The 24,362-nt window shown below is 37.4% G+C and carries 24 protein-coding genes; 11 read left to right on the top strand and 13 right to left on the bottom strand.

From position 1 onward, the window contains the following. Positions 1-130 precede the first annotated feature (130 nt). The gene (locus MTO68_RS17490; protein WP_244013621.1) at positions 131-601 is read left to right on the top strand and encodes a hypothetical protein; all 471 of its coding nucleotides are present in this window, start codon (positions 131-133) and stop codon (positions 599-601) included. 182 nt (positions 602-783) lie between these two features. Here MTO68_RS17490 and MTO68_RS17495 read toward each other — a convergent pair whose 3' ends face one another. The 5 genes from MTO68_RS17495 to MTO68_RS17515 form a co-directional block, all read right to left on the bottom strand. Continuing rightward, positions 784-1,191, bottom strand: coding sequence for a PIN domain-containing protein (locus MTO68_RS17495; RefSeq protein WP_244013623.1), 408 nt, complete (start codon positions 1,189-1,191; stop codon positions 784-786). Beyond that, positions 1,188-1,439, bottom strand: coding sequence for a DUF6364 family protein (locus MTO68_RS17500; protein WP_034610758.1), 252 nt, complete (start codon positions 1,437-1,439; stop codon positions 1,188-1,190). The genes MTO68_RS17495 and MTO68_RS17500 overlap by 4 nt, the downstream gene beginning before the upstream one ends. A gap of 444 nt (positions 1,440-1,883) precedes the next feature. After that, positions 1,884-2,720, bottom strand: a complete 837-nt coding sequence (locus tag MTO68_RS17505; RefSeq protein ID WP_244013625.1) for a hypothetical protein — start codon at positions 2,718-2,720, stop codon at positions 1,884-1,886. A gap of 62 nt (positions 2,721-2,782) precedes the next feature. Beyond that, a complete protein-coding gene (locus MTO68_RS17510; RefSeq protein ID WP_244013626.1) occupies positions 2,783-3,277 on the bottom strand; it encodes a DinB family protein in 495 nt (164 codons plus the stop codon). Between the two features lie 291 nt (positions 3,278-3,568). Beyond that, on the bottom strand, positions 3,569-4,090 hold the full coding sequence (locus MTO68_RS17515; RefSeq protein WP_105713556.1) for a hypothetical protein: 522 nt from the start codon (positions 4,088-4,090) through the stop codon (positions 3,569-3,571). A 371-nt stretch (positions 4,091-4,461) separates the two neighbouring features. Between MTO68_RS17515 and MTO68_RS17520 the strand changes: the two genes are divergently transcribed. After that, positions 4,462-5,454 (top strand): putative solute-binding protein, encoded by a 993-nt coding sequence (locus MTO68_RS17520; RefSeq protein WP_056518048.1) that lies wholly within the window; start codon positions 4,462-4,464, stop codon positions 5,452-5,454. Between the two features lie 54 nt (positions 5,455-5,508). Here MTO68_RS17520 and MTO68_RS17525 read toward each other — a convergent pair whose 3' ends face one another. The 3 genes from MTO68_RS17525 to MTO68_RS17535 all read right to left on the bottom strand — a co-directional run bounded on the left by MTO68_RS17525 (position 5,509) and on the right by MTO68_RS17535 (position 9,977). Continuing rightward, a complete protein-coding gene (locus tag MTO68_RS17525) occupies positions 5,509-6,540 on the bottom strand; it encodes a hypothetical protein (RefSeq protein ID WP_244013628.1) in 1,032 nt (343 codons plus the stop codon). Positions 6,541-6,808: 268 nt separating this feature from the next. Beyond that, positions 6,809-8,881, bottom strand: coding sequence for a M13 family metallopeptidase (locus MTO68_RS17530; protein ID WP_034610740.1), 2,073 nt, complete (start codon positions 8,879-8,881; stop codon positions 6,809-6,811). A gap of 211 nt (positions 8,882-9,092) precedes the next feature. Beyond that, positions 9,093-9,977: a LysR family transcriptional regulator gene (locus MTO68_RS17535; protein WP_004717443.1), complete on the bottom strand. Its 885-nt coding sequence runs from the start codon at positions 9,975-9,977 to the stop codon at positions 9,093-9,095. Between the two features lie 164 nt (positions 9,978-10,141). Here MTO68_RS17535 and MTO68_RS17540 point away from each other — a divergent pair, with 164 nt between their 5' ends. Beyond that, positions 10,142-10,723 carry a chromate transporter gene (locus MTO68_RS17540; protein WP_004717445.1) on the top strand — a complete coding sequence of 194 codons (582 nt, stop codon included), beginning with the start codon at positions 10,142-10,144 and terminating at the stop codon, positions 10,721-10,723. Positions 10,724-10,729: 6 nt separating this feature from the next. Then, positions 10,730-11,248: a chromate transporter gene (locus MTO68_RS17545; RefSeq protein WP_244013630.1), complete on the top strand. Its 519-nt coding sequence runs from the start codon at positions 10,730-10,732 to the stop codon at positions 11,246-11,248. Between the two features lie 160 nt (positions 11,249-11,408). Here the strand turns inward: MTO68_RS17545 and MTO68_RS17550 are convergent, their stop codons facing one another. Continuing rightward, positions 11,409-11,882: a hypothetical protein gene (locus MTO68_RS17550; protein WP_239046753.1), complete on the bottom strand. Its 474-nt coding sequence runs from the start codon at positions 11,880-11,882 to the stop codon at positions 11,409-11,411. A 149-nt stretch (positions 11,883-12,031) separates the two neighbouring features. Between MTO68_RS17550 and MTO68_RS17555 the strand changes: the two genes are divergently transcribed. The 3 genes from MTO68_RS17555 (at position 12,032) to MTO68_RS17565 (ending at position 15,453) form a co-directional block, all read left to right on the top strand. After that, positions 12,032-12,610 carry a DJ-1/PfpI family protein gene (locus MTO68_RS17555; RefSeq protein WP_004717451.1) on the top strand — a complete coding sequence of 193 codons (579 nt, stop codon included), beginning with the start codon at positions 12,032-12,034 and terminating at the stop codon, positions 12,608-12,610. A 196-nt stretch (positions 12,611-12,806) separates the two neighbouring features. Further along, positions 12,807-12,995, top strand: coding sequence for a hypothetical protein (locus MTO68_RS17560; protein WP_239045155.1), 189 nt, complete (start codon positions 12,807-12,809; stop codon positions 12,993-12,995). 217 nt (positions 12,996-13,212) lie between these two features. Beyond that, entirely contained in the window at positions 13,213-15,453 is a 2,241-nt protein-coding gene (locus tag MTO68_RS17565; RefSeq protein ID WP_244013632.1) for a TonB-dependent siderophore receptor, read from the top strand. A gap of 97 nt (positions 15,454-15,550) precedes the next feature. Here MTO68_RS17565 and zigA read toward each other — a convergent pair whose 3' ends face one another. After that, entirely contained in the window at positions 15,551-16,777 is a 1,227-nt protein-coding gene (zigA, locus tag MTO68_RS17570; RefSeq protein WP_244013634.1) for a zinc metallochaperone GTPase ZigA, read from the bottom strand. A gap of 305 nt (positions 16,778-17,082) precedes the next feature. After that, positions 17,083-17,841, bottom strand: a complete 759-nt coding sequence (locus tag MTO68_RS17575; protein WP_171500316.1) for a D-Ala-D-Ala carboxypeptidase family metallohydrolase — start codon at positions 17,839-17,841, stop codon at positions 17,083-17,085. 110 nt (positions 17,842-17,951) lie between these two features. On the opposite strand from MTO68_RS17575, the gene folE2 reads away from it, so the two are divergent. From folE2 to MTO68_RS17595, 4 genes are all read left to right on the top strand, one after another. Continuing rightward, entirely contained in the window at positions 17,952-18,854 is a 903-nt protein-coding gene (gene folE2, locus MTO68_RS17580; protein WP_244013636.1) for a GTP cyclohydrolase FolE2, read from the top strand. A gap of 51 nt (positions 18,855-18,905) precedes the next feature. After that, positions 18,906-19,466 (top strand): carbonate dehydratase, encoded by a 561-nt coding sequence (locus MTO68_RS17585; protein WP_244013638.1) that lies wholly within the window; start codon positions 18,906-18,908, stop codon positions 19,464-19,466. Continuing rightward, positions 19,456-20,811, top strand: coding sequence for a dihydroorotase (locus tag MTO68_RS17590; protein WP_004823367.1), 1,356 nt, complete (start codon positions 19,456-19,458; stop codon positions 20,809-20,811). Before MTO68_RS17585 ends, MTO68_RS17590 begins: the two co-directional genes overlap by 11 nt. A 252-nt stretch (positions 20,812-21,063) precedes the next feature. Continuing rightward, entirely contained in the window at positions 21,064-21,477 is a 414-nt protein-coding gene (locus MTO68_RS17595; protein ID WP_244013640.1) for a MerR family transcriptional regulator, read from the top strand. A 248-nt stretch (positions 21,478-21,725) separates the two neighbouring features. On the opposite strand, the gene MTO68_RS17600 is transcribed toward MTO68_RS17595, so the two are convergent. Both MTO68_RS17600 and MTO68_RS17605 read right to left on the bottom strand, forming a co-directional pair. After that, the gene (locus MTO68_RS17600) at positions 21,726-22,964 is read right to left on the bottom strand and encodes an NADH:flavin oxidoreductase/NADH oxidase family protein (protein WP_244013642.1); all 1,239 of its coding nucleotides are present in this window, start codon (positions 22,962-22,964) and stop codon (positions 21,726-21,728) included. A gap of 210 nt (positions 22,965-23,174) precedes the next feature. Next, positions 23,175-24,005 (bottom strand): alpha/beta hydrolase, encoded by an 831-nt coding sequence (locus MTO68_RS17605; protein ID WP_244013644.1) that lies wholly within the window; start codon positions 24,003-24,005, stop codon positions 23,175-23,177. Between the last annotated feature and the right edge of the window lie 357 nt (positions 24,006-24,362).

Consider the following 24,362-nt stretch of genomic DNA (forward strand, 5'->3'; position numbering starts at 1 on the left):
TAAGAGGTAAAGAGTCATTTTATCTTCACTATTACTTTTTTATTTTCCAGAAACAGTTACACTTTCAAAAGAAATCTTTGCTGTTATTACTTTAAAAACATTAATCTACTGCTCAAAATTCAAGGTCAAAATGAAAATATCTATCCTAACTCTCTCAACACTTGTCCTTTTCACAACTACAACTTTCGCAGAAACGAAAGTTAATGTTCCTTCAAAAGAAGCCAGCTTGATTTTTAAAGCAGCAGGTTTTGCAAAAACCAAACATGGTTGGGAAGGAAAATGCGAAACGGGTGAAATTACTGTATATCGAGATTTAAATAACGATGGGCTAAATGATGCTGTTATTTCAGACTACAGCAGCATGTGCTATGGCAACACAGGTGTCGGCTACCATATCGTTGCTCAGCAAAAAACTGGAAATTGGAAACTCATTTTTGAAAACATGGGCATCCCTACTTTTCTAAAAACCAAAGGAAAAGATGGCTGGCCTGATATTGAAAATGGAGGTCCAGGTTTATGTTTTGCGGTATATCGTTGGGATGGTAAAAGTTATGAGATAAATCGCTATGAGTATCAGGGTAAAGCCTGCTCATTAAACTAAACCAACCTTGCTTTAAGCCAAAGCATTAAAAAATATTGATTGGTTAAGCTGATTTTATTTTAAAAGAAAATCCGTTTTAGAGCGGGTTTTCTTTGTTTAAAGGATTTATATGTTGAGTTTTTAAAATTTGGCATACATTTAAATCTATTATTTTTCTCATTTTTTTATCTGGCAAAATACCCTCAGCCGATAAAAGCACTCGGTAAAACAACACTTATTTCAGCAAATTTATAGTCCTGAATATTTCTCGTCACGATTTTGCTACAACCAAAACTCAACGCAGAAAAATATTGAATTGCATCTTCAAAATCAGAAAACTTAGACACCAACGCTTGAGAAATCCCAACATGATCAACAGGGATAATCACCAAGAATTTTAAAAGTTGTTGAATAAAAAGACGCGCTTTCTCATCACCTCCCAACTTACGCAAAATATAATAAATATTGGCAACACTGTTCGAAGAAATGCACCCTGTCAAATGCCCTTTCTCACACAATGCTACAACAGTTTGACTTGCCTCAACAAAAGGCTGACGTGCTAAAGCCATATCCAAAATTACATCAGAATCAATAAATATTCGCTCGCTCATTTATGTTTTTCCATACGAGCTTCAGAAAGCAATGCCTTATAATCTTGCCCTTGGTCTTGAATGGCAAACATCCCAGTCAAACTTCCAGTAATAGGCGCTTGAACATCACTCGAAATTTCAGTGTGTGCTGAAATACGATCTAAATAAGCTTCAACCAAACTCGAAACACTCTGCTCATGTTCCTGAGCATAAAGTTTCGCCCGTTCAATCACTTTTTTATTTATAGACAAGGTCAATTTCGCTTGCATAAGATTTCACCTCATACGTATCATTTAATTAATTATACGTATTGGTTAATTTTTAACAATTAAATTTTAACCAAATTAGACAAGGATTGATTTCACAATACCTATCTTATTTCTAATATCAGAAAACAAAAATCATCTGTTATTTTTAAACTATCAAAGCGCTCTACGCTCAGGTTCATACGGATGAATAAAGACTGTATATGTGTCGGCAAGATGATACTATTCAAGAGCAATCTTATAGTTCATAAAATATATACCCTGAGTTTTTAAAATCTCTCCCAGATATCCAAATAGATTATTTCTTTTCAATGTCATTTTTTGCGAGAAGTTTCCCTCACCCCAACCCTCTCCCGAATGGAGAAAGAGCTTCATATGATCTTAATCATGCTATTCATCCAACAATGAATGTTCTCCCTCCGTTTACGAGATGAGGAGCGCTACTGATCATTTATTATTAAACCAATAATCCCATTTCTCACGATCAACGCCAAACTGGCCTTGCCACCATCGTGTTGGATAGTTCACATCATCATTTCTAATTGGGCGATGTACCCTTTCTGGATAAGTCACATATTTATCTGCATAGCCAAAATGCTTATCATCATGCAAAATACCAATCACTCCAAAAATCTCTAAAAGCCCCAAACGCTCATCGTCATTGGACTTGAGTGCTTTAGAAATACTTTTTTTAAGTTGAACTATTCTGTCATTGGGTTGAGCTGTTTCTATTATCGTTTTGAGTTCATTGAGAATATTGTAATCTTCATCGCTTGGTTCAACGACAGGAAATTTAAGAAATTGTTCCAAATCAAATAAAACAGAAATCAAATTATCTGTACAGCTTCCATGTTTGTATTTAAAGAAATTGAGTGTATTAAACTCAATGAGTCTTTCAAACTCATACGTATATAGCCCACAAACTGCACATATATTTGAGTTTGGTTCTGGACTGGAAACAAAGTCATGTTCAATCAAACTTTTACCAATACAGTAACTTGATAAAAAAGATCGATACTCCAATCGTCTTGTACTTAGACTGTAAATAAATGCATCCACCACAGATTGCTTTTCAATTTGATTAACTGCTGTTTTTATTCTTCGACAGATTTCATTGTGATTTATTTTTTCTTGTTCAAACATAACGGAATGGCTTTTTGCATATTCAAACTCATCTTCAGTAATGAATTGCATATATGTATCCCAATAAAACCAGCGCTCTAAATTTTGATCCTGCGAGCTTTTAATGGTTTTAAGTAAAATTTTGACTGCTTTCTTGTCCATGTTTATTTATCTATTCACTTAAAGTTTTTAATTCAACATCTTACATATATCATGATAATGATTTATCCCACTCTCCGTTCAGGTTCGTACTGATGAATAAAGACTGTATATGTATCAGCAGGATGAAGCACCTCAGCATGATGTAAAGCATGCGCGATATTGCCTCTATGGTATGTTCCATGATTGATGATATGAAAGAGGATCTCTTCTATTGATAGGCTACCCGTTTTTTTATCTATAAATTGAAAATGAATAATTTCTGCAAGTTGATCCGATTGAATATTTTGTACAAATTCAATAAACCATAAATGTGATTCAGCAATTCGATGTTTAAGTTCATCTAAGGCGGGTAAAAATTCTGTATTGGTTTGGCTGTGCAACGCTTTTTTGTTTTCTAGCCGAGATCTAAATAACTCTTCGACAATGATCATGTGATTGAATTGTTGCTTGGCAAAATTATAATCTTCTAAATATTGCACTTGATCAATTTGATCTATGGCTTTAAATAAACGCTGATCTGACCATTGTTTATATAAAAAGAGTTTTTCAAAATTCATTAAATTGACCTAAGCTTTCTTTGAATCAAATCATCAAGATAACATGCAATCACTGAAAAAAACCGATCTTTTAAATACCCTCAATCATCATTTTTTTACAGATCAAGACTCAATCTAATTTTAACAATGTCACTTTAAACAAGTTTTCTTGATGCATTCATTCCACTCCCCAAACCCTTTCAATAGTAAGAGGAGCCTTCGTTGAGATTTCTATAATGACTTCAATTGAGTCATGAAGATTCCCACTCCTTTAAACAGAGAAGAAGTCTTGCTCCGTAAAGGTAAAGTGATTTATGGACGAATCACACCCAACTTATTCCAAATATCTGGGGTTAAAAACGTCATCACCAATTTATTTAAGTCAACATATCGCAATACACCCTGTAACTGTTTTTTCACTTCAGGGTTTTTAATAATATCTTCACCTGTCGTACGACCTAGCTCTTGGAAACTATCACCTACTGCTTGCACACCTTCAGCAGCAATCACTGCTTTGGTCTGTGCGGAACACTGCTCTACAATCACCCGTTGTAAAACCTGAGCAAACTTTTGATCAAGTTGCGTTCTTTGCGCATCACTAACATTACTCAATGCTTTTAGATCAGGGTGTGTAGATAACGCAGCAAAGGTCCACTGCAATACTGTAGTTTTATCTGTTGCCGTGGTTGCTTTTACCAAACAATCACTGAGTTGATCGACGGTTGGCCCTGCGACAGCAAACTGTGCTGTTCCCATTAATGCCGTCGCCATAAATACAGAACGACCCATATGGGAAAATTTAGAATGCATTGAGGAGAAAATTTGGCGTGACATAAACAAAGTCCAATTCGAAATTAAATCCTTTGTATCACAAGCGCTACCTATTCGCCTGTTATGACTCTGTAAACAACATCTACTGAAAATAATCTCATTTGCTGTGCTAAACTGGATTCAATATTTAGGTTGTATTAAAAATAGAAAGCATCTCAAGTTTCAAAAATAAAATACTTTCTTAATCCATCATCTAGCTCAAACTGATTAAAGATCTAAAAGACCAATATCTCAAATCTCAATCGATAATCCATACTAAAAAACCTACATTTGTTGGGTTTATTGACACAAAAAACAATCCTCATGGTCATTAGTTCATCAATAGCACATACGTTTTAATAAGATATGCCATAACTGTTTATAGGGAAATATATATGAAAATGGTTCAAGCTCTCACAATAACTACTTTATTCGCACTTTCAATGCCTGCTTTTGCAAAGCAAGTTGTATGTGTTTTTGATCCGGTTGGTAAAGCAGGTGATGCATATGCCCTAGCTAAAGATTATGCACTTGAAGCAAAAAATTGGGGTGCTGATATAGATTTAAGAGCCGTTACTGACGAAAGGCTCGCCGCAGAAGACTTAAAAGTGGGTAAATGTGATGGTGCAATTATCAGTGGTTTACGTGGTCGCCAATTTAATAAATATATTGGCTCCTTAGACGCGATCGGTGCATTAACGGATATGAAGACAGCCATTTCAGCCTATAAATTATTATCTTTACCCCGAGCAGCGGAGAAAATGGTCAATGGTCCTTATGAAATTGCAGGATTAGGTACAATTGGCCCAGCATATCTATTTGTAAATGACAAAAATATCAACACATTAGCAAAAGCTGCTGGTAAAAAAATTGGGGTGTTCCGTTATGACGAAGCGCAACCAAAATTGGTTCAACAAGTGGGCGCACAAGCTGTTTCTGTTGATGTCACCAGTGCAGGCGCTAAATTTAACAATCATGAAATTGATATCCTTCCTGCACCTGTTGTTGCATTTAAACCTTTTGAGCTCTATAAGGGCCTAGGAGAAAAAGGCGGCATCGTAAAATTCCCACTGACTCAAATTTCGGCCAATTTTATTATTCGCAAAGACAAATTCCCTCAAGGCTTTGGACAAAAATCTCGAACTTGGGTCGCGAGTCAATTGGGCAGAACATTTAACATTGTAGCCAAATATGAAAAAGAAATTCCTGCAAAATATTGGATGAATATTCCTGCCAATGAACAACTGAACTATATCAAAATGATGCGTGAATCTCGTATTGCACTGACTAAATCAGGTATTTATGATCCACAAATGATGAATTTCCTCAAAAAAGTTCGTTGTAAAGAGAATCCGAGTAGTTTTGAATGTTCATTGAATGATGAATAACGCTTTTAATTTATTCGGGTGTTTCGCTCCATTGAGATGAAACACCCTATTCCATTATTTAATCTGCTTTAGCATATGTTTGGCAACTGCATGATTTTGATTACCCGCCAAATTCTGCAAAATTCGTTTAGCTCGATCTTGCGGATTAGAAAAACGCTGACTATAACTTGGCACATTGGTTAAACATCTTGCCACCAATACACCTGACTCAGCATAGACATTAATTCCACTTGTTCCATGCAAGCGCCCATAATTATAAGCACGTTCAGCATTGTTACAGGCATTGATCTGATTTTGTCCACGTCCTAACTCTTTACGCGCAGAAATATATAATTGCATCTGTTGTGACTGCGGTGTCGTTATTGTTTTTTCAGGCTGAAGCTTTTCTTTCACTTCCTCTGCAACTGCGGCGACTGGCTTTTTTTCTTCCACGACTTTAACAGGGGAAGTTTTTGCTACGCTGTTAACAGTAGCATTTTTTGAATTGTTCGTTTTTATATCAATGTTTTTTGTATCACTGCTTTTTGAATGACTATTTTTAGATTTCTTTTCTTGGGCAACTGCCGCCATATTGCTTTTGTTGTTATAGAATTTATTAAGCTCATCCAAAGATAAAACTTTGGTTTGCAAATTTACAACTCGAGTTCCAGTTTGGTCGAGTTTACGTTCAGATAAAGGTTCGATGGATACATACCATTGCTGACCATTACTTTCAGTACATTGGTATGCACCGATCCCCTGTTTAACACTGCTATAAGTATTTAATAATTTTTTTGCCCAAATATCCTTAACAGAACTCATTGTGCTTTTTTGCACTTGAGAAAAATGACCACCTTTGGCATTACAATAACGGCTTAAGTAACTTTTCGGTGTTAAAGACTGCATCTGCTGATCGCTTTGTTTTGCTCCCCAATCATAAACATATTCTTTAGATGCACTATTGTTTTCATTAATATTGTGCTTATCAATGAGTTCTTGAGCAGAAGCATATTGTTTAAAAGCGTCTGATGTTGATGTATTCATGGTTGTACAACCCTGCAATACAAAACCTACCCCACCCAACAATAAGAATGTTTTTAAATTCACCTGATATTTCTCAATTATATTTATGCATAAAAATATCTTAAAATGCTCAAAACAACAAACTTATTACATTGAATTTATTGACTATTTATCGAAATAAAGTGATAAGAAAATCACAAAAAAAATGATTAGAGATAATCAATTAAGTTAAAACTTAAAAAGCTCTATCTAGACATCTATTCCACTACCATTTATTTATACAACATGTGAAAAAAATATAAAAAAGCCTGCCAAGTCTTGATACAGCTTGGCAGGCTTTTAGCTCAGATAATTACCAAATGGTCACGCGTTTATTGGCAGGTAAATACATTTTATCGCCCTGCTGGATATGAAAAGCATCATAAAATGGTGCTTGATTTAGCAAGGTGGCATTGCCACGAACTTTATCAGGTGAATGCGGATCTCTTTTTAAGAATTCAACTTGCATTGCATCAGTAATTTTAGAACGCCATGCTTGTGCCCAACCAATATAAAAGCGTTGTTCACCTGTTAAATTATCCAACACTGGTGCAGCCTTGCCATTTAAAGACAGTTGATAAGCTTTATAAGCAATTGCCAATCCAGAATTATCAGCAATATTTTCACCTAAAGTTAACTCACCATTGACATGATAACCTTTGATTGGCTCATAAGCGTTATATTGAGCAACCAATGTATTGGTTTTTTCTTTAAATTTTCGATGGTCTTCTGCCGTCCACCAATTTTTCATATTGCCCAATTCATCAAACTGACTGCCTTGGTCATCAAAGCCATGACTGATCTCATGTCCGATAATTGCACCAATCGCACCATAGTTCACCGCATCATCGGCATCCATATCAAAGAATGGAGGTTGTAAAATTGCTGCTGGAAAGACAATTTCATTTAATGAAGCATTGTAATACGCATTGATGGTTTGCGGTGTCATGCCCCATTCATCACGATCAACAGGCTTGCCCAATTTATTCAAGGCATATTGATGTTCAAATTCACGTGAACGGATCACATTACCAATCAAGTCATTATTTTTGATTTCTAAAGCTGAATAATCACGCCATTTGTTTGGATAGCCAATTTTCACCGCAAAACTTGCTAACTTTTTCTGCGCCTGAACTTTCGTGGTTGGGCTCATCCAATCCAGTTTGTCTATGCTTTGAGAATAAGCTTTCATTAAGTTTTGCACCAAGACTTCCATGCGTTGTTTTTTCTCAGCAGAAAAATACTTTTTCACATAAATCTGACCCAAACTTTCACCTAAAGTTCCCTCAACCAATTGCACACCACGCTTCCAACGTGGTTTCTGCTCCTTAATTTCTCTGAGCTGTTTGCTATAAAAATCAAAGCTATTGTCTACGAAAGCTTGACTAAGCAATGATGAAAAATCACTAACTAAATGAAATTTAAAATAAGCTTTCCAAACCTCTAGTGAGGTATTGTCAACAATTGGGCTTAACCCTTTGAAGTAACTTGGTTGAATGACTTGTATGGTTTTAATCTTATCGGACAACTCTTGTTTTTCTAGATAAGTTTGCCAATCAATTTTTGGACTAAGTTTAGCTAAGTCTTGCGTTTTATAAATATTATAGAGTTTTGTTACATCACGGTTTTGAACATTACTCCATTGTATCTTGGCGATTTGCGTTTCTAATTTTAAAATCCCTTGCGCATGCTGGGCGGCTTGCTTGTCTCCAGCTAGGCTTAAAGTTTTTTCAATATACTTTAGATATTGCGAACGGATTTTCTTAAATTTGGCATCATTTTTTAAATAATAATCACGATCAGGTAACCCTAAACCACTTTGCCCAAGCATTGCCACCATTTCAGTTGAGTTTTTCATGTCTTGGTCAATACCCACATCAAAAGGGCTGGTAACACCAATACGTGAAAAATGTGCGGCCAATTGCGCAATATCTTTTTTACTTTTCAATGCATCAACATTGGTAATTTCCGCTTGAATCGGCTGAATACCCAATGCTTCAATACTTTTTTCATCCATAAAATTGGCATATAGACTTGCCACTTTTTGCTCAGAACTTCCTTCCACCAATTGCTGTTTTGAAAGCTCATCGACAATATCATGCAATTGTTTTAATGATTCTTCATGCAAAATATCAAAAGTTCCCCAACGTGATTTATCTGCAGGAATTTCGGTATTTTTCAACCATCCTCCATTTACATGTTGATAAAAATCATCATTTCCTTTTACATTTTGATCAAAATATTGATGATCAATCCCCGATTTTTTTTGATCTTTCACAATAGCTGAAGTGGTTTGAGTGATTTGCCCTGTTGTTTCAGCCCATACTGGTGCAGATGACAACATGATTGCAGATGCTAAAACACTTTTTACAAATCCAAGTTTCAAAGCGATATCCTCAATTCTATTTCTAAGGTTTGAATTTAAAACAATAATAGTAATCTTGAGCTCAGACTTTATGTGTAGCAAAAATGCAATGATTCACTGATTTTGTTTTAAAGATAGAGTTTCAAAGCATAAATTATTCCAAAATAGCTCAAACATTCAAAATATATAAATCCACTTATTTAGTTGGAGCTTTAGCAAGTCAACCTATAAATTAAACGAGCAAATTTAAAATATGTTTTAAACGGATATTTTCTGCATCCTGCTTATAGACTGCATAAATTGGTGCAATACACGGCGTATCCGCTTTAAGCGCTTTGTAAATAATTTGCTTGTTCCAAAAATCTCGAATGGCCTCTGGAACAATCGACAAACCAATCCCTGCTGCAATCAAATTTAAACTCGACGTTAAACGTGGGGCTTCTTGAACAATCTTTGGACTAAATCCAGCCTGATAACAGCTGGCCAAAATATTATCAAACAAGTCTTGTCCTGCTAAACGGCGATACAGTACAAAATCATAAGGCTCTAAATCAAGTAATTGGATGGCATCTGGATGTTCAGCTAAGGGGTGATTATTGGGTAGTGCCACAATTAAAGGCTCATCAAGTACATGCAAACTGGTGAGTCCCAAACCAATCGGCGCAGGCTTACGCAAAAAAACGATATCGTTCTTTTCATTGATAATCGAATCAATCAATGAGCTACTGCCATCTTCTTCCAAATGAATAGACACCGCTGAAAATACTTCACGAAAATTACGCAGTAAAGCAGGCAAAAAGGAATGTAAGCCGACTGAGTTGGTAAAACCAATATTGATTTGCCCTTCCAAACCTTTAGAAATATTTTGCACACGTTTGGGAATAGCTTGTGCATGCGCAAGTATGGTAAGTGCCTCTTGGTATAAGGCCTTACCCGCTTCAGTTGCTTCTACGCCACGCGGTAAACGCTTCAATAAATCTGTGTCTAATTCATCTTCTAAGTTTTTGATAATTCGTGTTAAAGGCGGTTGCTGCATATTCAGACGTACCGCTGCCCGAGAAATATTACTTTCCTCAACCACAGCCACAAACGCATTAAGCTTATGAATATCAATCATCTTTTCGCCTCAATATCGATCTTTTCATTTTTATCGTGCTAATTCACGTTTAAAGCATACTTTTTAGGTATGAATAACAGCAAAAATAGCATTTTTCTTTATGACTCAACAAGCAGATAATCACATTCAAGCCAAGTACATCACAGCAAATTGAAGAGGTCTAAATGAATACTGAAGCAATCCCAATGGAACAATCCATGACCACACCCAATTGCAAAGCATTATTTTTAGGCTTTATGAAACTTGGCCTCATGGGATTTGGTGGGGTACTCCCTCTCGCACATCGTTTAATTGTAGAAGATCAGAAATGGTTAACATCTGAAAAATTTACCGACTTGTTGGGTGTCTGCCAAATCTTACCCGGTGGAAATATTGTAAATATGGCAGTGGCGATTGGTTATGACTTTGCTGGAGTAAAAGGTGCGATTAGTGCGGTATTTGGTCTTATGCTGGCTCCGACCATTATTGTTATCTCGTTGTACCAGTTATATAGCAGTTTTCAAGATATCCCAATGGTGCAACACATGATTCAAGGTTTAGCTGCCGCTGCTGCGGGTCTACTGTTTGCTACAGGTTTTAAGATGTTAAAACCAATTATGAAAAGTAAGCTGACCTATTTCACCATTATCTTGACCATTATTTTTATGCTGTTGATTAAATTGCCCTTGGCACTGACGCTGTTGATTTTAATTACCGTGAATATGGCAGTTTTAGCATTTAATCAAACTAAAGTGACTCAGGAGTAAAATAAGATGTATGTTCTCATCACATTGACTTTAGTGTTTACTCAACTGTCTTTATTGGCCTTTGGTGGCGGGAATGCGATCTTACCTGAAATGCAACATCAGGTGGTTGTGATTCACCAATGGATGACTGCTGAGCAATTCAGCTCTATGTTTGCAATGGCACAAGCTGCACCAGGTCCAAACATGATGATTGTTCCCTTGGTGGGATGGCATGTCGCAGGGCCTATGGGATTGATCGTGACGTCTTTTGCAAAGTTTGGTCCGTCTTCAATCATCACCATTTATGCACTTAAATTTTGGAATAATTTTAAAAGTCACCCACTTCGGGCGAAATTTGAAAAGGCGTTAAAACCTATTACAGTCGGTTTGGTTTTAGTCAGTGCTTGGATTATTGCCCAAGCCTCTGCTCAAAATATTTTACTGATTGCAATCGTCTCCATCACTATTTGCCTAAGTTTGTTTAAAAACGTTCATCCAGTTTGGTTAATGGTGATTGGTGCTGGTACAGGTGCTTTAATTCTGTAGATATTGATCAAGACCACCTACACAGGTTCATTCATAAAAATTCAGTCAAGACATCTCCCTCCCTCTAAGCCATGTATCACACAAAGCAAAGAGGGAGAAAACTTATAATGTAATCTGAGATTTAAATCGCGACTGCTCTATATAGTTTGATTTATCTATTTTACTGCTGGTTTTCTAAATCACGTTCTCGGCAAGAAAGCTCATAATATTCTGCTGTTGGTAATGCTTTCAGTTTAAAACCATAATAGTTACTGGCATCTGATTCTACTTTGCTTAATGAGCACTGGTTGGTTTTGGCAAATTGAGTCAAGAGTTTCATATCACTCTTTTTAGCTAAAACCGCTCCCCAACCCTCACTAACACAACATCCAGCATACTGTGTCATATATTCGTCTGATAGCAGTGCAACCGTTTGTCCCATAAATTGAAGCGGTTTTTTTAATTTATATACATCATTATAGTCATTTCTTGAAATATCCGGTTTTTTATTGATTAGCCCCTGCTTTTGCATCTTTTTAAAGCTTGGAAACTGTGCAGATGCCTCGCCCATTCCTCTATACACTGTTTCTTCTACCGCAGCATGGCTGCTCATGGTAGCCGCCGCAATCACTAAACCCAATAGACACTTTTTCATATTTTTCTCATTCATCACTGAATACAATTTTTATTACAGTTAAGTCTGTTAAATTAAGACTAAAGCCGTATAAATTCAACTTAAAACTGCAACTAGAGCATGCTATTTTACATGAAATAAATCATAAAATTTAAACAAAAGGTGTAAAAATGTCTAAACAAATTCTAATGTTAGTGGGTGATTATGTTGAAGATTATGAAACCATGGTTCCTTTTCAGTTCCTCACTGGATTGGGCTATAGTGTTCATGCAGTCTGCCCTGATAAAAAAGCTGGCGATACAATCGCAACGGCGATTCATGATTTTGAAGGTGAGCAAACCTATAGTGAAAAGCGTGGTCACAACTTTGCAATTAACTATGACTTTAACCAAGTTAACAGCGAAAACTACGTTGGATTAGTGATTCCGGGTGGTCGTGCACCTGAATATTTACGTATGAATGATCGAGTAATCGAAATTGTTCGCGAGTTTGATGCGATTAAAAAACCAATTGCCGCTGTTTGCCATGGTGCACAACTACTTGCCGCAGCCGATGTATTAAAAGGACGCTTATGTTCCGCTTATCCTGCATGTGCCGCAGAAGTTAAACTCGCAGGCGGACAATATGCAGATATTGCAGTCACTGAAGCAGTCACAGATGGACACCTGGTAACAGCGCCAGCATGGCCAGCACATCCTGCTTGGTTAGCCCAATTTGTTAAAGCGCTTGGTGCAACGATTACTTTATAAAATTTAAAACTGTCTAAGCTAAGTTTTCCGCTGAGAGAAAACTTAGCCTTATACAACAGTGAAACTTTAAAAATGTTTAGGCTACATAAAGCCCCATCAATGTTGCGTTTCTTAACGCTGTATCTCAGCAAAGCTCATCGCGCTGTGCAATAATTATTTATAGAATTTTATGTTCAAACAATAGGTTAGTATAAAAGTGGAAATCATTGAATTACTCCAACCCGTTACCTTAAATAAAGATGATTTAGAACCAATTACTATTGAAACTGGGACTTTATTAAAGGTACTGATGGTAAACCCATCCTCATATCTTGTTGGTGATGAATCAGGTATTTCTTTTCTGGTTAATTTTTCAGAAGAAAACCGACAATGGAAAAAGATATAAGCTTATTATTTCGCAATTTATTAGTGTAAATTTACACTCAAAAATAACACCCACCACTTCACAACTTACACTTAAAAATCATATATTTAAATTAAAAAATCCGACTATATCTTGTATTTATATCACCAATAAAAAGTTTAAAAATTATGTTCTATTTGTATCTTTTTGTATTCTTATTGATAATAATAACGATTCTTATTTACCAATTTCTATTCTTATGGACAATCTACGTAAACAAACGGCATTAAACATTGCAATAAAATCAATTCTTATTTGCAGTGCTATTTCCCATAGTGCTTTTGCGCAAGAGCAAAAAAGTAATGAAGCGAATACTTCGGTACTCCCAACCATTACAGTTAAAGCAGATGCTCAGGATGAAAAAACTGAGGGAAGCGGAAGTTTTAAAGCAAAATCTTCAAGAAGCTCATCAAAATTAAAATTATCTTTAAAAGAAACACCACAATCTGTAAGCGTCGTCACCCGTGAACAAATTGAACAACGCGGGCTGACCATTCTGGATGATGTTCTTGCCGCAACACCAGGCGTTACCGCGACTAAAAATGACAGTGAACGTTCTAACTACTATTCCCGTGGTTTTCAAATTACCAATAGGCAAATTGATGGTATGCCTGTAGGAGACAATGCTCCCCGCTTTGATAGTTTTTTCTTTGACCGAGTTGAAGTGATCAAAGGTGCTTCTGGCTTAACTGGTTCAACAGGCAGCCCTTCTGCAACCATCAATATGGTACGTAAGCGTCCTGAAAAAGAGTTTAAGGGCAATGTCAGCTCAACTTATGGCTCATGGGACAATACCCGTGTTGAAGCAGATGTATCCATTCCACTGACTCAAGATGGCAGTGTTCGAAGTCGATTCATGGCAGCGTATACCGATAAAGAATCCTATATGGATCGTTATAAGCTCAAGTCCACAGCCGCAATGGGGATTATCAGTGCAGATTTAACCCCAACAACAACAGCCTCAGTCGGATTTCAATATCAAGACAACGATCCTAAAGGCTCAACGTGGGGTACAGTGCCATATTTCAATGCTGATGGAAGCAAAGCAAATTTTCCGCGAAACTTTAGTTTATCTGCGGACTGGAGTTCAATTGCTAATACCGATAAAACCGTTTTTGCTGATATTGAACATACTTTTGCCAATGACTGGATGGTTAAAGCAGCGATTGCCCACAGCACCTCGGATAATAGTTGGATGGTGGCTTATGGTGGTAGTGGCTTTCCAGACCCAAGCACAGGAAAAGGGCTGAGTCTATGGACCAGTGTTAGCCCTTATGCTGAAAGTAAAAAACTCAATATTGATTTGTATGCCACAGGGCCATTTCAGTTGTTAAATCGCCAACATGATTTAATTATTGGCTATAGTGGTTTTAAAAGTGAAAATACCTCATTGAGTGTAAAAAGCAATCTCGAGTATCCAGCAGCTATACCTGATTATCGTAATTGGACTGGTAATATTCCAAAACCAACCTATGAGAAAACTGGAGCTGGAAGTACCAATACCACAGAGCTTTACGGGGTATATTCAACTTTACGTTTAAATCTAGCTGACCCGCTTAAGTTAATTTTGGGCGCACGTTATAGCTCGTATGACTATAAAGTTGACAAGTGGGATCCTAATGCCCCTGTTTCTCCTACAAAGCCACGTAACTTTGATCAATTGGTGCCTTATGCGGGGATTTTGTACGATATTAATGATACTTATACAGCCTACACCAGCTATACCAATGTATTTAATCCGTCCACTAGACGAGATCGTTTCGGCGATTATCTAGATCCTGAAATGGGAAGCACCACTGAGCTAGGGATTAAAGCGGATCTATTGGATGGTAAGTTATTGACCAGTGCTGCTCTATTTTGGTCAAGTGTCAAAGACCTTGCGGTAGAAGATGTTGAATATCGTGATGGTGTAAAAAATGGCACTATTCCAAAAGTAGATGAGATGGATACTGCATATATGTCATCGGGCAAAGGACTTAAAGTCAATGGTATTGAGTTAGAAGCCATTGGAAAGTTACAGGAAAATTGGAATCTTAGCTTCGGCTATACCTATGTAAATAGCGTAAGTTCTGCAAACGCCAATGCTTTAAGCAATATTCCTCAAAACCAAGTAAAGTTATTTAGTAGTATTACTCTTCCAGAAAATCTTTGGACAGGTTCAGAAAAGCTAACATTAGGTGGTGGATTGAATTGGCAAAGTGAAATTTCACAAAAATGGGGGGGAGCTCCTGCAAATGCCTATAACGGTGGTGTAGTCACACAAAAGGCCTATGTATTGGCCAATGCTTTTGCCAGTTATAAGTTAAGTGATGAGCTGACTGCAAGTGTGAATATCAATAACTTATTTGATGAAAAATACTATTTAAATGTAGGTTTCTATAATGGTGTTTATTGGGGAGAACCACGTAATGTAACTTTCACCTTAAGAGCTAAATTTTAATAAAATATAAAGCCAAGCATGAGTGTATAATTAAAAGTGCTCATGCTTGCAAGTATTCTCAGCAATGCTTTGGCTGAATTGAATGGATCATAATGAATTAATGGCTAATGATAGAATCAGTCCACCCACTAAAAGGATTTTCAAACTCTTGCCATTTTTCTGCTCCTAGCGCCATTTCATCATCGTTTAATAAACAAGCATCAAATTGACGAATAAGTTCAGATTGATCCATCTGCATCCCAATCAATACGATTTCTTGTCGTGCATCACCTGTTTGAGCATCCCAGCTTTGTTGAATTGCGTCTCGACTTTGTTGATCTGTAGGCCAATGTTCGTCTGGCACTGCTGCCCACCAATATCCAGCAACACCATGGCGTGCCATCGCCCCTGCTTGAGACCAAGATCCAGCAAACTCGGGATTTGAGGCTAACCAAAAAAAGCCTTTGGAACGGATTACGCCTTTCCATTCGGAGTTGATAAAATCAAAAAACCGTTGTGGGTGAAAAGGTCTGCGCGCTCGATAAACAAAATTATTGATTCCATATTGCTCTGTTTCAGGCGTATGCTCACCTCTTAATTCCTTTAACCAACCCGGAGCTTGTGCCGCTTCGTTAAAATCAAATAGCTGGGTATTTAACACTCGATCAAGATTCACCTTGCCAAACGCAGAAACTTCAATTTTTGCTCTTGGGTTTAAAGACTGCAAAATTCCAAATAATTTTTCCTGCTCGTCTTGATCAATCAAATCTGTTTTATTCAATACAATCACGTCACAAAACTCAATTTGATCAATCAGTAGATCAACAACATTTCGCTCATCTTGTTCACCTAATGATTCACCACGCGCTTGTAAGCTATCCAGCGAACTATAATCTTTTAAAAAGTTATAAGCATCGACCACAGTCACCATTGTATCTAAGCGGGCAAACTCATTGAGAGAAATCCCATTTTCATCTTCAAAGGTAAACGTTTCTGCAACAGGGAGTGGTTCAGAGATCCCTGTAGATTCAATCACCAATTGATCAAAGCGTTGATCCTGTGCTAAACGACGTACTTCAACCAGTAGGTCTTCTCTTAAAGTACAACAAATACAGCCATTACTCATTTCAACTAACTTTTCATCCGTTCTTGAAAGCTCAGCACCGCCCTCTCGAACTAAAGCGGCATCAATATTGACCTCCGACATATCATTCACAATCACTGCAATTTTTCGGCCTTCGCGATTGTTTAAGATATGATTGAGTAAAGTGGTTTTTCCAGCCCCTAAGAATCCAGAAAGTACGGTGACGGGAAGTTTTTGCGGAGTGGCTAAAAGAGTATTCATTGGCATTCTCACTTTATATTTTTGTGTTTTCATATCGAGATCGACATGAAAATACTGACTGAATAACTCCAAACAGATCGCTTTAGAGTTAAATTTTAGCTGTGCTTGCACATACATTTTCAACACTGCAATTTGATGATTCGGTTTTAATCATTCGTTGATGATTACAGCGTTTATCAAGTTGCTATAAATCTAAGCTGAAGATTGAAAAACATCAGGATTTAGATTGTTTAATAGCGGATACATATGTGTCGCTTGAATTTCTCGTATTAAAAGTTGTCTGATGTCACGGATGAAATTTGACTTCATGGCGATTCACTCACTTTTTTATTGTTGCCAATTAAAGCGTTATTGATACATGGTGATGAGCTATAGCGATGGTCTGCACCCCAAGTACGAAAACCTGCACTATCAATATGAATCTGTCCTGATGCATAGACGCCTAAGCCCATGTGAAGTTCCTCACCAGAATCCAGCCAAAATTGACATAACTTTGCTTTGCGCTCTTGAATCATCAGCTGTTGGTTTAAGTCCGGATTTTCATCACCAATACGAAAATCTAATGCGGCATTAAAAATATGTTTGGAGGAAGCAGCGCCTTTTGCACACTGATTAAGCTTGAAATTTCGATAGACAGAAGTCACGCTAAACTGGGTTAAAATTTTTTCATCCACAAGACGATTTAAAATTTTTAATGTTGGCACAATATTGCCCCACAGCTCTTGTGGCGGAACTTCAAATTCAGATGCATCACATTGTTGCCAATCTCTGGCTGTTTGTAAAAATTCAAAAGTAGGAATATAAGCAGAAATACCTTGTTGCTTTAAAAAGCGCTGATAAGCCTGAACGCTTTCAGCATTTTTCGGTTCACTAAGCCATTTTAAATAGGCAGGCGGCAGATTTTTTTCTTGTTTTAAAATACCTTGCTGCTGAGGAAAGTCTGCTTTTAATGGCACTTGTGGCGACGTTTGCTGAACTGTACGCATAGCATGAATTGTATTTGAGTTGTTTTGACTACATGCAGAAAGGCAGAGTATGAATCCGATCAAATATTTTTTGTTCATCTCAATTTGCAATGATCTCATAGCGTAAATTTAACTCAGATGAGTAGTGTTGATTAATATTGTTATGTTATAACATAACAATATGTATTTCAACTTAAGCTATTCCCCCTATGAATCTTGTTCTTCCAGATGTTTCGGCTGAATCCTCACTCACAAGAAACTATTACTACCCACTCGATTGGGTCGGTATGGAAAAAATCGCGCTTCCGCTTTATCTCGAAAATTGCCTTTGCCAAAGCCAAGTAAATGCTTATGTCAGTTTGGATGATGTGTTTGCCAAAGGTATTCATATGTCGCGCTTGTATACCCGACTTTTGAAATTGAGCACGATCAAAAATTTAGCGCTACTTGATATTAAAAACGCTTTATTGGATTTCTTAGCCAGCCATAAAGATTTATCAGCGCATGCCAAAATCGAAATTCATAGTGAGCTTTATCTCGAGCGCCCAGCCTTAGTCAGCCAATTGTCTGGCTGGAAAAGCTATCCTTTTGTGTTGTCCTGTCAGCTTTTAAAAGATGATTTTTATGCTGAATTAAAAATCGAAATTCCCTATTCATCTACTTGTCCTTGTTCCGCAGCACTTGCCAGAAACATCATTCAACAAAGATTTGCATCCGCATTGGAAAATCATGAGATTCAGTTAGACCCACAAGAAATCCTCAGTTGGCTAAATAGCACAGACGCAATTGCAGCAACGCCTCACAGTCAAAGAAGTTTTGCTCAGTTAAATTTCAAATTAGATCAAAACATTCAATATATTCCACTGATTTTATTTATTAATCAGGCTGAGCAAGCCTTGATGACACCCGTACAAACGGCGGTAAAACGTATTGATGAACAAGCCTTTGCTGTTGCGAATGGTCAAAACCTGATGTTTTGTGAAGATGCATTAAGACGCTTGTATGCCACATTTATCCATCATCCCAGCATTCTAGGCTTTAACTTTAAAGTGATTCATGCAGAAAGTTTACATGCTCATGACGCAGTTGCTCAGGGCGCTTGGCAATGGTAATGCCTTATCTTAACCACCTTCATTGTTTAACTTATTTAAAATGGTCTAGTCATGCTTAGAAAAAACCCATCTGGTGATCTCCCTGTTATCGATCAATCAGCCTATGTTGACCAAACAGCGATTATTTGCGGAAAAGTCATTATCCATGCCAATGTATTTATTGGGCCTTATGCAGTGATCAGAGCAGATGAAACCAATGACGCGGGTGATATGGAACCCATCATCATTGGTGCAAATTCCAATATTCAAGATGGAGTGGTGATTCATTCCAAAGCGGGGGCAGCAGTGATCATTGGTGAAAATTCTTCAATCGCGCATCGCTCTATTATTCATGGTCCCTGTGAAATTGGACATCATGTTTTTGTTGGCTTTAACAGTGTGTTATTTAATTGCAAAGTGGGTCATCACAGCGCGATTCGTCACAATGCAGTGGTTGATGGTCGTGATTTACCTGATCATTTTTATGTACCTGCAATGAGTTATATCAATCCCAAAACCGATTTAAAGCAATTTCCACCCATTGATATTTCAATCAGTGAGTTTTCAGAAAGCGTTGTCAGCACCAATATCAAACTGGTTCAAGGCTATAAGGCATTGCACAATGAGTTTTAAAAATCCGCCCAATCTTATTATTCGTAATGCCAATATTGTCAATGAAGGCAAGCAGTATTATTCCGATGTACTGATTCGACATGGACGGATTGAAAAGATTCATCCCAATATTACAGGGGCTTATCATGCGAAAAATATAGACGCTGAAGGTTCGTGGTTAATTCCTGGCATGATTGATGACCAAGTTCATTTTAGAGATCCCGGCGCAGCGCATAAAGGCAATATTGCTTCGGAATCAATGGCAGCAACAATTGGTGGAATCACCAGCTATATGGATATGCCAAACACCAATCCAGCCACCTTAACCCTAGACGCTTTGACCCAGAAAAAGCAGATTGCAAAACAACATAGTCGGGCCAATTATGCTTTCCATTTTGGAGTCAGTGCGCATAATTTAGATATTATTGAACAACTTGATCCTAAATCAATCAGTGGTGTTAAAGTTTTTATGGGTGCTTCTACGGGTGATATGCTCGTCGATGACCCTAAAGTTTTGGAACGTTTATTTGCAAATGTTCCAACGGTTTTATTGACCCATTGCGAGTTTACCCCTGCCATTAAAGCGGAAGAAAATTTCTATTTTCAAAAATATGGGGAAAATATTCCAGCAGAAATTCATGCGCAGATTAGAAATAAACATGTCTGCTTTGATAGCTCAAAATTAGCTGTATCTTTGGCCGAGAAATATGCCACACAGTTGCATGTTTTACATATCACCACCGCGAAAGAACTGTGTTTGTTTAAAAATCTGCCTTTAAATCGAAAACATATCACAGCAGAAGTGTGTATCCATCATCTCAGTTTTGATGATGCTGATTATGCTACTTTGGGCCACTTAATTAAATGTAATCCCGCGATTAAAACCCAGCAAGATAAAGATGCTTTGATTAATGCCCTTGCGAATAGTAATCGCTTGGATATTATTGGTACTGACCACGCCCCACATACTTGGGATGAAAAACACCAGTCATATTTTTATGCCCCTTCTGGTCTGCCTTTAGTACAACATGCGTTACCTGCACTGATGGAGCTGGTTGCAGCAGGTAAACTGAGTATTGAAACACTGGTTCAAAAAACTGCACATCAAGTGGCAGACTTATTTAGGATCAAAGACCGTGGTTATATTCGAGAAGGTTACTGGGCTGATTTAGTGATCCTTCGAGAAAATCAACAGCACATTGCAGTGAAAGATCAAAAAAACTATATGAAATGCAATTGGACACCATTTATGCATAAAACATTTGCTTATGAGGTCAGCACCACAATTGTTTCTGGGCAACTTGCTTGGCATCAACAACAGCTGTTTTTGAATTGTCAGGGACAACAACTTGAAATTAATCGTTAAAATTGCACGTAACAAATAAATGGCATGAATTTATTGCAAACTATTGATATTTAAATGGATCATTATTTAATTTCAATATAGCTCATCACAACAAATGTTTAATGATTTTGATTCAATGGGAGAATTTCCACCGAAAGGACTCACAATATTCGTTTAAACCTGATTGACCTCAGCTTTAACGTTATTTTTCATCTTGCTTTTACCCGACCATAAGTCTAAAGTTAACTTTAATGTCAAGTGGAAGTCAGTAAAATGAACATTAGCGAGTTATCCAAACAAAGTGGTTTGAGTACCCCAACGATTCGTTATTATGAACAAATTAAACTACTTCCCAAGGCAAAACGTAAATCTAATGGTTATCGTGAATATAGCGACAATGACCTCAAACAATTATTTTTAATTCAGCAAGCGCAACAAGTTGGATTTTCATTGGCTGAAATCAAAGCTTTCCTGCCTTCAAATGTAGGCAAGTGGGATCATAATATTCTGATTGGGCGACTTGAAAGTAAAATCAAAGATATTGAAGATCTAGAACAAAAGTTGTTGATCAGTAAGCAAAACTTACGCAGCATGATCACTGCAATCAATAGTAAGCCTGATGAAATCACCTGTGAAGAAAACGCCAACCGTTTACTGAATCTTTATTATGCCAATGATAAAATTTAAACATCTTTAGCTTATCGCTTAATCCTAAAAGCGATTGAGCTTAAATCTTACTTTAAGCTCATGATTGTGCATAAGTCATTGATAAATTATCTATGATGTTCAAACCTTGGAGTCTACAAAAAGATTGATCAGTATTCTCATCATTACTTTAATGGGTGATCATACCTAAGCATCAAGTAAAGCGTCTTCGAGCCGCAGTACAGTCTGTCGGATCACATCAAATCCAACATCTGAACAACGCACTGTACTTAAGCTGAATGTGAATACTCACGCATACGTTTTTTATACTGCCGTGTGCGGCATGTCGTTTCTGTCTGTTGTACTATCAAGGCCCATAAAGGTGAAACCTTAGGACTGGGTGTTTTCCCATGACTAAGCTTCTGTAACTGGAATTTGACTGTTGCCATATTGGCAAGTGAAGCTAAGGTTTTATTTTCCCAGTGAATTGGTTTCAATTCAGGTGCGATATTCTGACCTTGTTTCCATGCATTGGGTAAGTTAGGGTCGATTGCTAAGGCTGTTGCAATCCCCACCATATCGATCCCACTGTCAATGACTTGTTCTGCAACGGGTTTGCGACGAATACCACCAGTCACCATAATCGGCATATGGGCAACCTTGCCAATCTCTTGAGCAAATTCTAAGAAATAAGCTTCACGCGCCAAAGTCCGTCCATCTCTGGCTTGGCCTTGCATAGCTGGTGCTTCATAACTGCCACCTGACAATTCAACCAAATCAACTGACAGATCATTTAACATTTTAACTACTTGCTGCGCATCCTCAGCACTAAAACCACCACGTTGGAAATCGGCAGAATTCAGTTTAACAGCAACTGTAAATGTTGATGACACCACTACACGTACTGCTTTGACAATCTCAATCAAAATACGTGCACGATTTTCCAATGAACCGCCCCATTGATCTTGACGTTGGTTGCTTAAAGGTGAAAGGAACTGACTGAGTAGATAGCCATGAGCTGCATGAATTTCTACACCGGTAAATCCAGCCTTTTCACCCAAACGTGCGGTATTGGCAAAACGTTGAATCACTTCGTCAATCATGGCTTGAGTCATTTCAATTGGAGTATTAAAACGATCTGACATTTTACCTAAATCTAAAGCCACAGCAGAGGGTGCCCACGTTGGCTGACCTAAATTTGACTGCATTTGGCGACCCGGATGGTTGATCTGCAACCATGCTTGCGCGCCTTGAGAACGTGCGATTTGCGCCCAACGTTTGAAGTGCGCTAAATGCTGTTCATCTTCCAAGACCACCCCACTCGGTCCTGTCATCGCACGACGATCCACCATCACATTACCTGTAATGATTAAACCAACACCACCATCTGCCCATGCTTGATACAAACGCATGAGCTCTTCTGATGGTGCATGATTGAGATCTGCCATATTCTCTTCCATCGCAGCTTTTGCAATACGATTTGGAATCTGAGTACCATTGGGTAAAACTAATTTTTCAAAGACGTTCATTTTTATAGCCTCATAGAGTATGGACTTACTTTAAGATTAAAGCTCACTTTAATGTCAATCCTTTTTTCACATTAAATTTTTATTATTTTAAGAACTAATTTTATTCAAAGACTTACATCATAATAAGAGAATAACCACCTGATACTTTAATAAAAAATAGAGGCCGCAAGGCCTCTATTTTTATTCTGCTTTAGATCAAACGACAACTGTTCACTCGCGAATAAAAGCCAATAAATCTGGATTAATTACATTGGCATTGACGGTTAACATACCGTGTGAATAACCTTTATAGGTTTTTAATCGGCCATTTTGAACCAGTTTGGCAGAAAGTACCCCTGAGTTTTCATAAGGTACAATTTGATCATCATCCCCATGCATGACTAAAACAGGTACTGAGATTTTTTTCAAATCTTCGGTAAAGTCAGTCTGTGAAAATGCAACAATTCCATCATAATGCGCTTTTGCTCCACCCATCATGCCCTGTCGCCACCAATTCAATACGACGGGTTCTGAAGGTTGAGCATCTGGTCGGTTAAAGCCATAGAATGGCCCCGCTGGTAGATCATGATAAAACTGAGCACGATTTTTAAAAAGCTGATTCTGTAAGTCATCAAAGACTTCTTTGGCTAAACCTTGCGGATTTTTTTCCGTTTTCAGCATAATTGGAGGTACAGCACTGACCAATACGGCCTTGGATACATTTTCCTCGCCATGACGTGCAATGTAGTGAACAACCTCACCACCACCAGTGGAGTGACCAATATGTACTGCGTTTTTAATGCCCAAGTGTTTGACCACTTCTGCAACATCATCGGCATAGTGGTCCATATCATGACCATCCCAGACCTGACTTGAACGTCCATGTCCGCGACGATCATGTGCAACCACACGAAAGCCTTCATTTAAAAAGAACAATAACTGAGAATCCCAGTCATCCGAGCTTAATGGCCATCCATGATGAAAAAATAATACTGGGGCATCTTTCGGTCCCCAATCTTTATAAAAAATATCAACACCATCTTTTGTCGTAACATATGCCATGTTAATTTCTCCTGTGTATGATTTACACTTTGAATAACTTATTGCTGTTCTCATTCATGTCAGTAAATTACAATGTTTGATACGATTCGTATGGACCGTCATTCTATACTAAGGTTAAAGTTAACTTTAAGGTCAATGCTTTTGGTGATTTTCTGATAGCAGAAATGTAAATCTATAAAAAATAAAAATACACAAATATCAGGATTTATTATTGAAAGAAAACAGCTTTATTTTTTTATATAGGATTGTTGACGCTTTATGTCGTTACATGATTTAAACCATTACAGGTTTTCTGTTTAAAGCTTCAACGACAACCCACAGTATTTTTTATCGGTATAAAAATGAATATAAAAAAGC

The organism is Acinetobacter sp. NyZ410, from assembly GCF_022828975.1.
In the GTDB taxonomy this organism is placed as follows: Bacteria; Pseudomonadota; Gammaproteobacteria; order Pseudomonadales; family Moraxellaceae; genus Acinetobacter; species Acinetobacter guillouiae.

Excerpts from the sequence above, each read along its gene's own strand:
- MTO68_RS17535 (WP_004717443.1), bottom strand. The coding sequence starts at position 9,977 with ATGATTGATATTCATAAGCTTAATGCGTTTGTGGCTGTGGTTGAGGAA.
- MTO68_RS17595 (WP_244013640.1), top strand. The coding sequence starts at position 21,064 with ATGAACATTAGCGAGTTATCCAAACAAAGTGGTTTGAGTACCCCAACG.
- MTO68_RS17505 (WP_244013625.1), bottom strand. The coding sequence starts at position 2,720 with ATGGACAAGAAAGCAGTCAAAATTTTACTTAAAACCATTAAAAGCTCG.
- MTO68_RS17600 (WP_244013642.1), bottom strand. The coding sequence starts at position 22,964 with ATGAACGTCTTTGAAAAATTAGTTTTACCCAATGGTACTCAGATTCCA.
- MTO68_RS17510 (WP_244013626.1), bottom strand. The coding sequence starts at position 3,277 with ATGAATTTTGAAAAACTCTTTTTATATAAACAATGGTCAGATCAGCGT.
- MTO68_RS17555 (WP_004717451.1), top strand. The coding sequence starts at position 12,032 with ATGTCTAAACAAATTCTAATGTTAGTGGGTGATTATGTTGAAGATTAT.
- folE2 (WP_244013636.1), top strand. The coding sequence starts at position 17,952 with ATGAATCTTGTTCTTCCAGATGTTTCGGCTGAATCCTCACTCACAAGA.
- MTO68_RS17590 (WP_004823367.1), top strand. The coding sequence starts at position 19,456 with ATGAGTTTTAAAAATCCGCCCAATCTTATTATTCGTAATGCCAATATT.
- MTO68_RS17515 (WP_105713556.1), bottom strand. The coding sequence starts at position 4,090 with ATGTCACGCCAAATTTTCTCCTCAATGCATTCTAAATTTTCCCATATG.
- MTO68_RS17520 (WP_056518048.1), top strand. The coding sequence starts at position 4,462 with ATGAAAATGGTTCAAGCTCTCACAATAACTACTTTATTCGCACTTTCA.
- zigA (WP_244013634.1), bottom strand. The coding sequence starts at position 16,777 with ATGAATACTCTTTTAGCCACTCCGCAAAAACTTCCCGTCACCGTACTT.
- MTO68_RS17565 (WP_244013632.1), top strand. The coding sequence starts at position 13,213 with ATGGACAATCTACGTAAACAAACGGCATTAAACATTGCAATAAAATCA.
- MTO68_RS17605 (WP_244013644.1), bottom strand. The coding sequence starts at position 24,005 with ATGGCATATGTTACGACAAAAGATGGTGTTGATATTTTTTATAAAGAT.
- MTO68_RS17545 (WP_244013630.1), top strand. The coding sequence starts at position 10,730 with ATGTATGTTCTCATCACATTGACTTTAGTGTTTACTCAACTGTCTTTA.
- MTO68_RS17575 (WP_171500316.1), bottom strand. The coding sequence starts at position 17,841 with ATGAACAAAAAATATTTGATCGGATTCATACTCTGCCTTTCTGCATGT.
- MTO68_RS17585 (WP_244013638.1), top strand. The coding sequence starts at position 18,906 with ATGCTTAGAAAAAACCCATCTGGTGATCTCCCTGTTATCGATCAATCA.
- MTO68_RS17500 (WP_034610758.1), bottom strand. The coding sequence starts at position 1,439 with ATGCAAGCGAAATTGACCTTGTCTATAAATAAAAAAGTGATTGAACGG.
- MTO68_RS17550 (WP_239046753.1), bottom strand. The coding sequence starts at position 11,882 with ATGAAAAAGTGTCTATTGGGTTTAGTGATTGCGGCGGCTACCATGAGC.
- MTO68_RS17495 (WP_244013623.1), bottom strand. The coding sequence starts at position 1,191 with ATGAGCGAGCGAATATTTATTGATTCTGATGTAATTTTGGATATGGCT.
- MTO68_RS17490 (WP_244013621.1), top strand. The coding sequence starts at position 131 with ATGAAAATATCTATCCTAACTCTCTCAACACTTGTCCTTTTCACAACT.
- MTO68_RS17540 (WP_004717445.1), top strand. The coding sequence starts at position 10,142 with ATGAATACTGAAGCAATCCCAATGGAACAATCCATGACCACACCCAAT.